Source organism: Hydrogenophaga sp., assembly GCF_036675665.1.
GTDB lineage: Bacteria > Pseudomonadota > Gammaproteobacteria > Burkholderiales > Burkholderiaceae_C > Hydrogenophaga.
On the sequence record NZ_JAKFEO010000007.1, the window covers coordinates 202131 to 216539 of the forward strand.

The following is a 14409-nucleotide window of genomic DNA, read 5'->3' on the forward strand; positions in this document are numbered from 1 at the left end:
CTCAGGCCTTGGGAAAGCCGAGGGTGAGGCCCTCGTGCGCCAGGTGCAGTTCTTCCACCGCCACCTCGGTGGCGCGGGCGTTGAGGTCGGCGGCCTTGAACTTCACCGGCAGGCAGCGCGCGAGCGACCAGGTCATCACCTTGGTGCCCGCGCCATCGAGCAAGTCGATGTCCACGTCCATGCGCGCGGCATAGTCGCCGCCCGAGACCAGGGCGAACCACTTCCAGAGATGGCGGTTGTCGGTCATGCCGCGCTTGAGGATCACGGTGGCGTGCGTCACCTGGCCCGCGCGCTGGAACGCGCCATGGTTCACACCGCCGCTGCGGATCACCTTGGGCTCCATGGTGGCCTCCAGGCCCGTGCATTCGGCAAAGGCGCCCTGGCACATCTCCACCTCGTTGCCTTGGCCCGTGCCCGCGCCCGACTGGCGAAACCGCACCTGAAAACGAAACGGAATGAGCGGCGCCGAGGACGGCCGAGCGCCCGCACCGAGGCCGATCGACACCTGGGCCGAGGCGCTGGCAGAGAACTCCGCACCGATGGCCATCACGCGGCCTCCCGCACGCTGGCCTGGCCCACGCCGGCCGCGGCCAGCGCCAGCACCACGGTGATGCGCTCGATGCTGTGCGCCGGCAGCACGGTGATCTCGGTCACGAGGCGGCCGTTGTCCAGGTCGTTCTGCGTCATGGTGCTGCGGTCGCAGCGCACGCTGAAGGCCTCTTCGGGTGTGGCGCCGGCCAGCGCGCCCACGCGCCAGAAGCCCTGGAGCAGTTCTTCAAAGCTGCGCTCCAGCCGCGCCCAGGTCTGGGGGCCGTTGCCGTCGAACAGCACGCTCTGCCCGCGCAGGCGCGCCGCGCGCAGCAGCGTGGCCATGAGGCGGCTCACGCCGCCGCTGCGCCAGGCCGCATCGGCCGTGGTGGTCACGTCGGACTGCAGCGCCCAGCCACCGGCCTGCTGCGTGAAGAGGCACACGCGCTCGGCCAGCCGCGCGCTGGGCGACTGCGGGCCCGCGCCCCAGCCCGGCAGCGGCTCGGCGCTGTGCAGGTCGCGCAGCGCCGGCATGGAGTGCTCACCCGCCACGCTGGCGTGGGTGCCGCGCGCCAGCGCGCTGCGGGCGATCAGGCCGGCCAGCGCGCCATCGGGTGGCTCAAGACCTTCGGGCAGGTCAAGCGCCGCGCGCGTGGCCAGCCACGGGTAGGCCAGTTGCACGAAGGCGCTGGCGATCGACAGGCCACCCGCATCCACGCTGCCTTCGGCCTCCAGCACGCCGCTGCGCCGCAGAAACGCCAGCATGTCGCTGTGCGCGTGCACACCGCCGTCGCTCACCGGCCGGCGCGCGTCTTCGCGCGGCAAAGGCAGTGCACCCACGAACAGCATCTCGCGCTGGTGCCGCGCGAGAAACGCCCGCACGCTGGCCACCGCCACGCGCCACGGCCCGTAGCCCGGACCGTCCAGGCGCGGCGCGTGCAGGGCGCGCAGGCCCGCGTCCCGGGGCAGCGGCGGTTCGTCGGGGCTGCACTCCGCAAAGCCTTCGGGCGGCGGCACCAGCGGCAAGGTCACCGAAGGCGCCAGGGGTTCGGTGGCGCACGCGTCGGGCAGATCCGGCAGGCACAACACACTGGCGTCCGAGAGGCCCACCACATGGCCGATGCCGCGCCAGGTGCGCGGGTCCATGGGCTCGAACACCTCGCCCACCTGATCGCGGTCACTGAAGCCGGGAATGAGCCGGGCGAGACGCGCACGACGTTTGGCAGCACGGTTGGAGGCCGACTCCAGAAACGCCCAGGGGTCGCCCACGCGCAGGACCACCGCGCGCTGGCCGCCGCGCGCGAAGAAGCTGCGCACGGCCGCACCGAGGTAGGTGGCGCAGTGAGCCGGTTCACCGCTCACCGCATCGGGCGCGCGGCCCAGGGGCCGTTCATCCCAGGCAAAGAGGCGGTCGAACAAGGCCCAGCTGTCGATCACCACCGGCACGTTGTCCAGCGCCTCCAGCGCGTCGGTGCCCTTGCGCCACGGCCCGTGCACCCAGCCCGCGTCGATGAGCTGGCGGCGCACCGACATGGGCAGCGGCTGCTCGCGCCGGCGCGCCACGAAGCCCACGAAACACGCCACGTCGGCGCGTTCGGGTGCGGAGCGCAAAGCGGGCGCGGCGGTCTCAAAAAGAAGACTCATGGGGTTCGTCCGTGGATGGTTCAGGCCGATATTTCAAGGGCCTCGGCGGACAGCGCGATTTCTTCCATCGCCACGTCTCCCCCGCCCTTGCCCGCCAGCGTGGGGCCGGTGTATTTCATCGGAATCACGCCGCGCAGCACCCAGGTCTGCACGGGGGTGTGGGCCTCATCGAGCAGGGTGATGGTCACGTTGCGCTGCGCGGCCGGGCCCTGCGTGCGGGTCTGGCTGATCCAGTCGAACAGCGTCTTGCTGTTGAGGATGCCGCGCTTCAGGGTCACGTCGGACACCTTGTGGATGCCGGCGACCTTGCGCACGTGGTTCTCGCGGTCGTTGCCGTTGCGGTACTCGGCCACGGTGACTTCGGTGCCGATGCCGCTGATATCGGAGAAGCCGCCGAAGACCTCGCCGCCGTCGAAGTTGACGAGGTAGTTGAAGGCGCCGTAGGGGGTGGTGCGGTTGGCCATGGTTCAGCTCCTGAAGAGGGGGGGTCACTCGCGGGCGTCGGCCGTTTTCTGGCCGATGCGGAAGATCACGAACTCGGCCGGCTTGATGATGGCCACGCCGATCAGGCAGATGAGGCGGCCGTTGTCCAGGTCGTTCTGCGTCATGGTGCTGCGGTCGCAGCGCACGAAGAAGGCTTCGTCGGGCGTGGTGCCGAGCAGCGCGCCGCCGCGCCACTCGTTGTAGAGAAAGTCGGCCACGGTCTGGCGGATGTTGGCCCACAGGCGCTCGCCGTTGGGCTCGAACACGGCCCACTGGGTGCTGCGGTCGATCGACGCTTCGAGGTAGTTGAAGTAGCGCCGGTCGCTGACGTATTTCCACTCCGGGTCGCTGGAGACCAGGCGCGCGCCCCACACGCGGTTGCCGCGCCCGCTGAAGAAGCGCAGGCAGTTCACGCCGGCCGGGTTGAGCAGTTCCTGCTGCGCGAAGTTCACGTCGATCTCGAAGCGCAGCGCGCCGCGCACCACCTCGTTGGCCGGCGCCTTGTGCACGCCGCGCTGCACGTCGTTGCGCGCGTAGATGCCGCTCACGAAACCCGAGGGTGGCAGCGCGATCTCTTTCGGAATGTCTTCACGGCCCGGGCGTGCCAGCGGGTTGGACACCACCACCCACGGGAAGTACATGGCCGCGTACTTGGAATCGAACAAGCCCCGGTAGGTGCGCGCGGTGGTGGGCAGCAGTTCGGGCGGTGTGTCGAGCACGGCGATGCGGTAGGCGCGTCGGCCTTCGGCGTGCGCGATCAGCGCGCTGGCGATGGCCTGCGGGTTGTCTTCGTCGTCCACGCCGTACGCCGAGCTGCCGGGCGCGGCGACGATGGACACGTCTTCGAGCGAAGCGATCTCGGAGAGCGCGAGCGCGTAGTCGGCAGGCGTGGGCTCGGCGCCGTCGGCACCGCCGGTGAGCGTCCAGACCCGCTCGGGCTGGCCGGCGGCATTGTTGGTCGCGCCATTGAACAAGCCGGCGTGCAACGCCGACGGCGACACACCCGCGCCGACGTTGATGGCATACAGGCTTTGCAGGTGGTCGCTGCGCCGCGAGGGTGTGGCCGACATCACGTGGCCGATCCAGCGGGGGTGCGTATTGGTCAGGCCCATGTCGTCAAAGCTCAGGCTGTTGCCGTCGCCGTCGATGGTCAGCACCGAGACGGTGAGCAGCTGCGGTGCGCCGGCGAGCACGTCGGCCTGCGTGACCGCATCACCCGCCAGGTTGGCCGCTGGCCGCCAGCTGTTGCCCACGCGCACCAGCAAGGCTCCGGTGCCTGAGACGGTGTCGCGCACCAGACTGCCGGGCGGCGCGTTGGTCAGCATCGTTTCCGATGCCGGTGAGGCCGCTTCGCGCACCACGACCTGACCGTTGCCCGCCGCGCCGGGAAAACGCGCCACGAATCCCACACCCTCATCGGTGCCGGCCACCACCTCGGCCGCGGCGACCGCCGCATCGGCCCCCACCACGCGCGAGACGTACAGCCGGGAGCCCCCTTCGTTGAAGAACGCCCGCACGGCATGCGCCAGGTAGTTGGTGCCCGGCACGCCGGTGCCCAGCGACAGGTCGGCAAAGCCCCCGTAGATGCGCTCGAAGTCGCCAAAGCTGGTGAGCAGCTCGGGCGACTCGGGGCTGTCGTCATCCACCCGGTAAGGCCCTTTGCGGGTGGGCCCGACAAACGCGGTGGTGCTGGTGCCCACCCCTTCGATGCTCTTGGCGCGGAAACTGGTTTCCTCGACGTAAACGCCTGGCGCGAGGTATTCAGGCATGGTGGTTCTCCTTGTGAAGTGCGGGTGGGAACATCGCGTGGGTCCTCATGGCGGATCCGGCAGAGCCACCCCGAGGGAAACATGCTGCGGTCGACCGGCCGCCAGGTTGACCAGCACGCTGGCCTGCGGGAGGCCCGCGCGCGCTGCTTCAATGGCCACCGGGTCCACCAGCGGCAAGACGGCGGGCGCACGCCCCAGCTGCAGCACGGCCTGCGGCGTGCGCGTGACGCTCGCCGGATCGGCCACGGCCTGCAGTTCGGCCTGGATCTGCGTGACGATCACATCGCCCGGTTCGGTCGACCAGGTGGTCACGGGAACGCCGGCCACCGGCACCAGCGCTTCACCGCGCCAGTCCGACAAACCCATCGCGCGCACGGCACCGGCGGCCACCACACGCAGCAGCACACCACCCAATGCATCGCCACTGCCGGGCTCGAACACGCTCACGCTCACGCATGCCCAGTTGGAGCCGACGCGACCCGTGGCCGAGGGGTACATGGGCACGGTCAGCGGTTGAAACAACGAGCCGGGCTGGTCGGCGTTGGCCGGGCTGGCGTCGCGCGGCAGGTCCACCCGCACCAGCCGCGGCAGGTAGTGGCCCAGCGGGTCGGACACGGTGAGCATGAGTGCCAGCGAGCCCACCGGCACATCGCCCGGCGGACTGGCGAATGCGGCCGCGTGGTGCGCCAGCGGCAGCCATTCGTGGATGACCAGCAGGCCACTGCGGTTGCGCTGGATGCGCGCGCCCGCGGGCGCCTCGACGCGCAGGGTCTGCTCCAGGGGCGCGCCGGTGGTGGCGTCCACACAGCGCAAGGCACCGAGCACGCGGCGCTCCACGCGTTCGACTTCACGGGCATGGAACCGCAGCGTCATGAGGCCAACCCCGCGCTGTAGCTGGTGCGGGTGGCCACCACCGCCCGGGCCTCGGGCAACTCGTCGGGGTCCAGGCGCACGGTGCGCGCGATGTAGGACGCCGAGAGCCGGTAAGAGGGCTCCAGCGCGTCCCAGATGCGCATGATGTCTTCGGTGGAGAGCTCGGCCGGCACGATCTGGATCACCTCGTCGGCGTCCCACGCGGGTTCGGGTGACAGCGACGAGGCATCGAGCAGCGGATGCAGGTGCAACTGCCGCATGGCCCAGGCCATGGTGATGTGCTCGTCCATCGCGGTGCCGCCCCAGGCCGAGATCAGGATGTGCAGATCCAGGCTGAGCGGCACGGGCAGCGCCTGTGGCGCCCGCGAGGGCCGCTGCTGGCGGCTGTGTTCGTTGACCGTGGCGCGGTAGAGGTAGAGGCTGATGCGGCTGCCTTCAGGCGGCGGGCTGGCCATCTCCTGCGACGACAGCACCTCGAAGTCGCACGCCGGCATGGGGGTGCCGTTGGTCGAGGCCGGGTAGGTGTTGTTCAGGAAGGTCGCAATGGAACTGCAGACCGAGTGAATCGCCAGCACGTTGGCCATGGATTCACCACCGCAACGCGCACGGACGCACGCGCAGGAAGCCTCTTGAACGATGCATGCCGCCCCCCTCCCGGATGTCGTCAAACCGTTATGTTGATGAACCTTTTAAGGTCATCAGTCCGTCAGTTTTTTACAACTAACGTGTGATTTATTTGACGTTTTTATACCGCTTGTTCGTTCAGGAGGCGTGAAGAACTACGTTTTCGAGGAGGCATTTACAAATCCACACAGCCGGGCGCAAAACGCCCGGCGCGTCCCGCATCGGGTCATTCCGGCTTGAAACCGGACTCCTTGAGCAACTCGGCACTGCGGGACACGTCGGCTGCGACGTACCTGCGGAACTGGTCGGCACTTTCGATCACCGGCAGGATGCCCAGCGCCGTGAACGACCCTGACTTGGCCAGCTCGGCCACGGCCTTGTTGATCGCCTTGTTCAGGAACAGCACCCGGTCTTGCGGCGTGCCCTTGGGCGCCCACACGCCGTACCAGGAGTTGTAGACCATGCCCGGGTAGCCGCTCTCGGCGGCCGTGGGCACGTCGGGTGCCACGCCGCTGCGCTGCGCCGAGGTGGTGGCGATGGGTTTGACCTTGCCGCTCTTGGCCATGCCTTGCAGCGAAATGATGGAGTCCATGAGCAGTTGCACGTGACCGCCGGCCACATCGGCCAGCGCGGGTGCCGTGCCGCGGTACGGCGTCATGGTGAGCTTGACGTTGCCCTGTTTGGCCAGCAGCAGCGTGGCCAGGTGGCTGGGCGCGCCCAGAGCAGGCAGGGCCGCCGTCCACCTGTCGGGGTTCTGGCGGGCCGCATCCAGCACTTCCTTCAGCGTCTTCTGCGGTGCATTGGGCGGCACCACCAGCAGCAGCGGCGCTTCACCCACGCGGGCAACAGGTTCGAAATCGGTCTGCGGGTCGTAAGGCGGATTGGCCAGCACCTGCTGGGCCAGCACGTGGGTGGCGGCGGAGAACAACAGGGTCATTCCGTCGGCTGGCGAGCTTTGCACCGCCTTGCCGCCGATGGTGCCGCTGGCGCCACCCTTGTTCTCGACGATGACCGACACGCCCAGGTCGGTCTGCAACTGCCGACCGAGCAGACGGGCCGCCTGATCCACGCCTCCGCCGGCGGCGAACGGCACGACCAGCTTGACGATGCCGTCAGGGAATTTGCCTTGCGCCAGAACGGGCGAGAGGCTGCAGGCACCGAGCACGGCGCAGGCGATCAGTTTCTTCATCATGGTTTTGTCTCCTTGTGACATTCAAACGGGTTGGGCAGGGCGCGGACCGCGGGTGCGGCGTCTTTCGAAAATGCTCAGGGTCGCCTCGATGTCCTCGGCGTCCATGTTTCGGGTGATGAACACGATGCGGGTGCGCCGGTCGTCGCTCGGCCAGCGCGACAAGGTTTCGGGCGGATGGAACAGGTGCTGCACGCCGTGGATCACCATCGGGTGCTCCGGATCGTCGGCCAGCTGCACGATGCCTTTGACGCGCAGCAGGTCGTCACCGCGCAGGGTCGCGATCATGTCCAGCCAGGCCATGAAGCCTTCGCGCGAGAGCGCCTGTTCACGCACGATCACGTGGGCACGGATGTGATCGTCGTGCCGGTTCGGGTCGTGCACACCTGGCGCGCTCATCGGGAAAAAGTGGGACCGCTCGTTGTTCTGTGACAGCGGTGTCAGGACCGCCGCGGTGCTGCGGTCCAGCAGCCCTTGCAAAGCCTCCAGCGCGTCATCGGGCGCTGTCGTCAGGGCCGCCAGCGGGTTGATGCTGCGCAGCCGCTCCAGGAGCGGTGCCAACTGCTCGGGCGTGACCAGGTCTGACTTGGTCAGCAGCAGCCGGTCGGCCACGGCGGCCTGCTTCACGGCTTCGGTGTGCTGGTCCAGCGTGCCCATGCCGTTGAAGGCGTCCACCGTGCAGGCCACGCCTGCCAGGCGCCACTGGCGCGCCAGACGCGGGTCGCCCATGAGCGTGTGCAGGATGGGCGCCGGGTCGGCCAGGCCGGTGGTCTCCACCACCACATGGCGCAGCGCACCGCGCTGGGCCTCGGGGCTTTGTGCGAGGCGCTCGAAGGCCTCGACCAGATCGCCCCGCACGGTGCAGCAGATGCAGCCGTTGGCCAGCAGCACCATGTTCTCCTGGGTGTGGTCGACCAGGTCGTGGTCCAGTCCCACCGATCCGAACTCGTTGATGACCACGGCTGTGCCGTGCATGTCGGGCTGGCGCAGCAGGCGGTTGAGCAGCGTGGTCTTGCCGCTGCCCAGGAAGCCGGTGAGCACGGTGATGGGAATGCGAACGCCGGGGTCGGCGTTGTCGCCGGCGTCGGTGCGGGGAAGGATGAAGGCCATGGGCGGACGCTCAGGTGCCGGATGGGCCGTGCAGCTTGGCGAACGAGTCGAGCGTGCGCGCCAGGCGCGTGAGCAGCCAGTCGGCCACGGCTTCATCGGCCTCGCCCTCTTCCAGTCGCATCAGCAGGTTCATGACCGGTTTGACCTGCTCTTCGATCGGCCCCGGCTGCAGCAGCCAGGCCACCACCTCGGTCTGGCCCAGGCGCTCGCTCTCGGCCCACAGGTAGTCGGCGATGTCGAGCTCGAAGTCTTCCAGCGACACGCTGACGCCCCCCACCATGCAGCCGCAGCCCGCGCCCAGCGTGACGTGCTGGGCCGAGAGCCGGCTCCACAGGTTGGCGAGGCGCTCGGCGCGCGGATCGGCCACGGTGGTGCTCACTGGCCGTCCCAGGCCACGTCTTCGACAGCGACCGCGGCCTTGCCACTGCGCAGCGCTTGCGTCGCAGGGTGGTCCACCTGGCCGTGGCCATCGAGCGCCACCTTGTAGACCTCACGGGCCACCTGGGCACTCACATAGCCTTCGCGCACGTCTTCCGCCACCAGATCGAGCTCGCGGTCCAGCGGGCTGCCGAAACCACCGCCACCGCCCGAGAGCATCTTGTAGGCGTCACCGCGATCCAGTCGCACGTTGAAGATCTTGGCGTTGAGGTGATCGGTCTTCCACTCGCCCTTGTGCCGCACCGCCAGGCCGTTGCCCATGGCGTCGCCGCCACCGTCCAGCCCCCAGGGCTTGCAGTGCACGCGGTCGATGCGGGTGGTCACGGTGAAGGGGCTGAGCGCCTGCACCACCATCTCGGCGCCCAGGCCCCCGCGGTAGCGACCGGCGCCGCCGCTGTCCTGGCGGATCTCGTACTTTTCCACCAACACCGGGTACTTGGCTTCGAGCTGTTCGGTCGGGCTGTTGTGGGTGTCGCCGTCGTTGATGCAGACCGTGACGGACACGCCGTCCTCGCTGCTCTTGGCGCCCCAGCCGCCGCCCAGCGGGCCGATGCCCACGATGAACAGGCGACCGTCCTCCGGCGAGATGCCGTGGATGTTGGGGAACACCAGATCAGCGTGGTGACCAGCGATGGAGCGGTCGGGAATCGCCGGCGCGAGCGCCTTGAAGATGGTGTCGATCACCGTCATCGGGAAGGTCATCCACACGCGCATCGGATAGGGGCGCTCGGCGCTGATCACCGTGCCCATGGGCATGATCACTTTCAGCGACCGGAAGCTGCCGTCGTTGACCGGGTAGTCGGTCGGCGTGGTCAGGCACTTGTAGGCCACCTGCGCGCAGGCGATGCCGGTGGTGAAGCCGGAGTTGTAGAAGCCGCGCACCTGCTTGCTCACGTCCGACAGGTCCACCGTCATCTCGTCGCCGGCCACGGTGACCTTCACCCGGATCGGGATGCGCTTGCCGATCTCCAGGCCGTCGTCGTCCATGTACGACTCGGCTTCGTACACACCATCGGGAATCGACAGCGTGTTCTTGCGCGCCACGGCTTCGCTGGAATCCATGATCTGGCGGATCGACGCGTTCACCGCGTCGGCGCCGTAGCGCTGCAGCAGCTCCACGTAGCGGCGCTCGCCGGTGGTGATGGCCGTGATCTGCGCGCGCAGGTCGCCCAGCGCGCGTTCGGCCAGCCGCACGTTCATCGCGATGATGTCGATCAGGTCCTGGTTGACCACGCCTTCGCGCTGGTATTTCAGGATCGGGATCTGGATGCCTTCGCTGAAGATGTCGGTCGTCACGTTGCCCAGCGTGCCGCCCACGTCCAGCCAGTGCGCCATGCAGCAGGTGAAGCCTTCGAGCCGGCCCTCGTGGAAGATCGGCATGGTGAACGTGAAGTGGTTCAGGTGGCTGCCGGTGGTGTAGGCGTCGTTGGTGACGAGGATGTCGCCCGGCTTGATGTTCTCGTAGCCGAAGTGCCTGATCTTCGCCTTGACCGTCTCGGACATGCCGCGGATGAACATCGGCAGCCCCAGGCCGATGGAGACCGTGTCGCCCTCCTTGGTGAACAGGCCCACCGTGAAGTCCAGCGCCTCGTAGATGATGAGGTTGTAGGCGGTGCGGGTGAGGTTGGTCTTCATCTCCTCCGTCACGGCGTAGAGGCCGTTGCGGATGATCTCGACGGTGACCGGATCGACCACCGGGTGTTGCAGGTCTCGTGTGTTCATTCGCGTTCGCTCCCGATGTTGATTTGCAGGTTGCCGAGTTCGTCCACGCGCAGGTCGTCGCCCGGCTGGACCACGGTGGTGGAGGCGTGTTCCTCGATCAGTGCCGGCCCGGCGATCTGGTTGCCGGCGCGCAGCAGGTCGCGCTTGTAGACCGGTGTGTCGGCCCAGCCACCCTGACGGAAGTACACCGGCTTGACGCCGCGCAGCGATGCCTTCTCGGGTGCGGCCACGCCCACATCCACGCTGTGTTTCGGTGGTTTCTTCATGGTGCCCAGCACGGTCACGCGCAGGCTCACCAGGTCGGCCGGCTCCCTGGGCGCCGAGGTGCCGTAGCGCACCTTGTGCAGATCGTCGAACTGGCGCTTGATGGCCGAGCGGTCCTTGTCCACGAAGAAGGCGCCGGGCAGGTCCACCGTGACGGCGTGCTCCTGGCCCACGTAGCGCATGTCGGCGGCGCGTTCGATCACCACGTCCTCGGCCTTGGTGCCCGATTGCGTCAGCGCCGCGCGGCCTTCGTCTTCCATCGACTTGTAGAGCGCTTCGATCTCGTCGAACGAGACTTCGTCGAGTTTGCGGAACACCGAGCGCACGTAGTCGTAGCGGCGGTCGGAGAACAACATGCCGTAGGCCGAGAAATAACCTGGCGCATAGGGAATCAGCACCTTGCGGATGCCCAGCTCGCGGGCAATGGCCGATGCGTGCAGCGGGCCGGCGCCGCCGTAGACCACCATGGTGAAACTGCCGGCGTCCAGGCCGCGCTCGGTGGTCACGGCCTTCACGGCGTGCGACATCTGCGTCACCGCGATGCGCAGGATGCCGTCGGCCGCGGCGGTTGGCTCCAGCCCCAGCGGGCCGGCAATGCGCTCCTGCATCTGGCGTTGGCAGCCCGCCAGATCAAGCTTGAGTTCGCCGCCGAGAAAGTGGTCTGCGTCCAGACGGCCGAGCAACAGATTGGCGTCGGTCACGGTGGGTTCGGTGCCGCCACGGCCATAAGCCACCGGGCCGGGGATGGAGCCCGCGCTTTGCGGGCCAACGCGCAGCGCGTTGCCGGTTTCCACGCGAGCGATCGAGCCACCACCCGTGCCCACCTCGTGGATGTCCATCATGGGAATCTGGATCGGCAGGGCACGCTCGTAGCCACCAATGAGCGCCGAGCCGGTGGTGAGGGGTCGGCCCTCGCTGATCACACCCGCCTTGGCCGTGGTGCCGCCCATGTCGAAGGCAATGGCATCGCCCATGCCGAGCTGCGCGCAGATGGCCTGCGCGCCGATCACGCCCGCCGCCGGGCCGGACTCGAGCATGCGCACGCAATCGCGCCTCGCATGGGCGCTGGGGAACAAGCCGCCGGTGGACTGCACGACATAGAAGTCGCCTTCAAATCCTTTCGTGCTCAGGTGCTGCTCCAGCTCGCCGAGGTAGGCCGAGACGCGCGGGCCGACATAGGCGTTGGCCACGGCGGTGGAGACGCGTTCGAACTCGCGGTATTCCTGGCTCAGCTCGTGCGAGGCGCAGACGAAGGCGCCGGGCAGTTCTTCCTGCAGGATCTGCTTGACGCGCTGTTCGTGTGCGGGGTTGCGGTACGAGTGCAGCAGCAGCACGGCCACCGCTTCGATGCCCTGGCCGCGCAGCTCTTGGGCGAGTTCGCGCACGGCGCCCTCGTCCAGCGGCTTGTGCGTGCTGCCATCGGCGCGCAGGCGCTCGGCCACCTCGAAGCGCAGCGAGCGCTTCACCAGCGGCTGGTGCTTGTTGAAAAAGAGGTTGTAGGCATCAGGCCGGTTGACGCGGCCGATTTCATAGATGTCGCGGAAGCCCTCGGTGATCAGGAGCGCGGTGTTGGCGCCGTTGCGCTCCAGCAGGGTGTTGATCGCGATGGTGGAACCGTGCAGGAACAGGTTGCCGTCTTTCAGGTCGATGCTGGCGCTGTCCAGCGTGGCCTGGATGCCGTTGACCAGCTGGCCGTGGGTGGACAGGGCCTTGCCGAACAGCAGCTGGCCGGTGGCTTCGTCAAAGGCCGCCATGTCGGTGAAGGTGCCGCCGATGTCGACGGCGACCCGCAGTTGGGGTGGGTTGTTCATGGGGGTGTTTCTCTCGGTGAGGGTGCGTTCAGGAGGCGCTGTGGTCGGTGCCGATGCGGTTGCGCAGCACGCCCAGGCCGGTGATCTCGACCTCGGCCACATCGCCTTCCTTCATGTACATCGGCGGCTCGCGGCGGTCGCCCACACCACCCGGGGTGCCGGTGGCGATCACATCGCCGGGCGAGAGCGGCGTGAAGCGCGACACATAGGCCACGATGGTCGGAATGTCGAAGATCAGGTCGCCCACGCTGGCGTGCTGCACCACCTGGCCGTTGACGCGCGTCTCCAGCGTGAGCGCGGTCACATCGGGCACGGAGGCGCGCTCCACCATGAAGGGACCGAACGGCGCGGTGCCGGGGAAGTTTTTGCCGGGCGTGAACTGGTGGGTGTGCTTTTGCCAGTCGCGCACGCTGACATCGTTGAAGCAGGCGTAGCCGGCGATGTGGTCGAAGGCCTTCTCTTTGGCAATGTGCCGGCCGCCCTTGCCGATGACAAAGGCGAGTTCACCTTCCCAGTCAAAACGCTCCGAGAACGCGGGGCGCAGCACCACGTCGTCGTGCGCGGCCAGGCTGTCGTTGAAGCGCAGGAAGAGCGAGGGGTATTCGCTGTCGGCGCGCTTGGTCTCGGCCACGTGGCTCTTGTAGTTGAGGCCGACGCAGATCAGCTTGCCCGGGTTGGGAATCACCGGCAGCAGGCGCACCTGCGAGGCCGCCAGCGAATCGCCAGAAGCCATGGCGGCCTCCGCCAACGCGCCCAGGGCGTCGGCCGCGATCACGGCCTTCAGGTCGGCGAACCGCGCCTGGAAGCTGGCGGGTGCCTGGCGGTAGTGGCCTGAATCGTCCAACAGGCCGTAGCTGGCCTGGCCACGGGTCTCAAAGCTTGCGTAACGCATCGGGTGGTTTCTCCGGTGGTGTGTCCATCGCGGCGCGGTGGTGATGGAAGCGGAGTCTAGGTAGCCGTCAGCCATCTGCATAGAATGCAATCTGACATTTCAGACATGCCTTGGATGGCATATCAACATCTGTGGAGACCGCATGAACCCGAACGATTTCCGGCTCTTCCTGGAGGTGGCCGAACTGGGCAGCTTCACCAAGGCCGCCGCGCAACGCCAGACCGTGCAATCCCACATCAGCCGCCAGATCAGCGAGCTGGAGTCGGCCTGCGGGGGCGCGCTGTTCCGGCGCACCGGGCGCGGTGTGGTGCTGACGGATCTGGGGCAGCACATCGAGACCCGCGTGCGCGGCTGGGTGCGCGACACCGACCAATTGCTGGCGGACATCCGCACCGATGCCGGCGTGCCGATGGGCGAGGTCAAGCTCGGCATCCTGCCCTCGGCAGCACACCCGCTGATGACCCGGCTCTACCTGCGCCTGCAGGCCGGGTTTCCGAAGATCAAGCTCAACATCCGCGAGGGTCAGGGTGGCGAGCTCGACGCACTGCTCGACACCGGCAGCGTGGACATGGCCGTTCTGTTCCGCTACCAGAAGCCGGCTGGCCCCGACGAAAAACTCCTGGCGACGGTGGGCACCTACCTGGTGTCGCGCCCGGGTGACCCACTCACCCGAAACGAGACGGTGGACTTCAGCAAACTGGAAGGCTTGCGCCTGGTGCTGCCGCGCAGGCCCGCCCACTGGCGCTCGGTGCTGGACGAAACCGCGCGTGGCAAGGGCTTCAGCCTGCAGGCCGACGTGGAAGCCGACTCATTGCGGGTGCAAAAAGAACTGGTGGCCCACACCGAACATCTGTACTCGCTGCTCGGCCCGTTCTCCATTGCCGACGAACTGCGCTCCGGGCATTTGCAGGCGGCACGCGTGGTGAATCCCGACTGCCGGCGCCACGTGACCCTGTCGCTGCCCAAACAAGGGCAGCTCACACCGGCCAGCAAGATCGTCGCCCGCCTGATCGAGGAGACCGTGGAGAGCTGGGGGAACCAGCTGAGCGAGCCGGCCTGAGC

13 protein-coding genes are annotated in these 14409 nt (G+C 68.0%); 1 reads left to right on the forward strand and 12 read right to left on the reverse strand.

From position 1 onward, the window contains the following. Position 1: 1 nt before the first annotated feature. The 12 genes from V6M63_RS03730 to V6M63_RS03785 all read right to left on the reverse strand — a co-directional run bounded on the left by V6M63_RS03730 (position 2) and on the right by V6M63_RS03785 (position 13347). Positions 2 to 547: a phage tail protein gene (locus V6M63_RS03730; RefSeq protein WP_332739594.1), complete on the reverse strand. Its 546-nt coding sequence runs from the start codon at positions 545 to 547 to the stop codon at positions 2 to 4. Next, positions 547 to 2172 carry a phage tail protein gene (locus tag V6M63_RS03735; protein WP_332739595.1) on the reverse strand — a complete coding sequence of 542 codons (1626 nt, stop codon included), beginning with the start codon at positions 2170 to 2172 and terminating at the stop codon, positions 547 to 549. The genes V6M63_RS03730 and V6M63_RS03735 overlap by 1 nt, the downstream gene beginning before the upstream one ends. A gap of 20 nt (positions 2173 to 2192) precedes the next feature. Next, complete coding sequence (locus V6M63_RS03740; protein WP_332739596.1) at positions 2193 to 2636, reverse strand: phage tail protein; 444 nt, start codon at positions 2634 to 2636, stop codon at positions 2193 to 2195. Between the two features lie 24 nt (positions 2637 to 2660). Next, positions 2661 to 4424: a phage tail sheath family protein gene (locus V6M63_RS03745; RefSeq protein ID WP_332739598.1), complete on the reverse strand. Its 1764-nt coding sequence runs from the start codon at positions 4422 to 4424 to the stop codon at positions 2661 to 2663. Positions 4425 to 4469: 45 nt separating this feature from the next. Beyond that, a complete protein-coding gene (locus tag V6M63_RS03750) occupies positions 4470 to 5297 on the reverse strand; it encodes a hypothetical protein (protein WP_332739600.1) in 828 nt (275 codons plus the stop codon). Continuing rightward, positions 5294 to 5881, reverse strand: coding sequence for a DUF4255 domain-containing protein (locus tag V6M63_RS03755; protein WP_332739602.1), 588 nt, complete (start codon positions 5879 to 5881; stop codon positions 5294 to 5296). Before V6M63_RS03755 ends, V6M63_RS03750 begins: the two co-directional genes overlap by 4 nt. 266 nt (positions 5882 to 6147) lie before the next feature. Beyond that, positions 6148 to 7113: a Bug family tripartite tricarboxylate transporter substrate binding protein gene (locus tag V6M63_RS03760; protein ID WP_442909528.1), complete on the reverse strand. Its 966-nt coding sequence runs from the start codon at positions 7111 to 7113 to the stop codon at positions 6148 to 6150. Positions 7114 to 7134: 21 nt separating this feature from the next. Then, entirely contained in the window at positions 7135 to 8220 is a 1086-nt protein-coding gene (locus tag V6M63_RS03765; RefSeq protein WP_332739604.1) for a CobW family GTP-binding protein, read from the reverse strand. Positions 8221 to 8230: 10 nt separating this feature from the next. Beyond that, complete coding sequence (locus V6M63_RS03770; protein WP_332739606.1) at positions 8231 to 8599, reverse strand: hypothetical protein; 369 nt, start codon at positions 8597 to 8599, stop codon at positions 8231 to 8233. Further along, on the reverse strand, positions 8596 to 10380 hold the full coding sequence (locus V6M63_RS03775) for a hydantoinase B/oxoprolinase family protein (RefSeq protein WP_332739608.1): 1785 nt from the start codon (positions 10378 to 10380) through the stop codon (positions 8596 to 8598). Before V6M63_RS03775 ends, V6M63_RS03770 begins: the two co-directional genes overlap by 4 nt. Continuing rightward, positions 10377 to 12455 (reverse strand): hydantoinase/oxoprolinase family protein, encoded by a 2079-nt coding sequence (locus tag V6M63_RS03780; protein ID WP_332739610.1) that lies wholly within the window; start codon positions 12453 to 12455, stop codon positions 10377 to 10379. Before V6M63_RS03780 ends, V6M63_RS03775 begins: the two co-directional genes overlap by 4 nt. A 28-nt stretch (positions 12456 to 12483) precedes the next feature. Beyond that, entirely contained in the window at positions 12484 to 13347 is an 864-nt protein-coding gene (locus V6M63_RS03785) for a fumarylacetoacetate hydrolase family protein (protein WP_332739612.1), read from the reverse strand. A 142-nt stretch (positions 13348 to 13489) separates the two neighbouring features. Between V6M63_RS03785 and V6M63_RS03790 the strand changes: the two genes are divergently transcribed. Beyond that, a complete protein-coding gene (locus tag V6M63_RS03790; RefSeq protein WP_332739614.1) occupies positions 13490 to 14407 on the forward strand; it encodes a LysR family transcriptional regulator in 918 nt (305 codons plus the stop codon). The last annotated feature ends 2 nt before the right edge of the window (positions 14408 to 14409 follow it).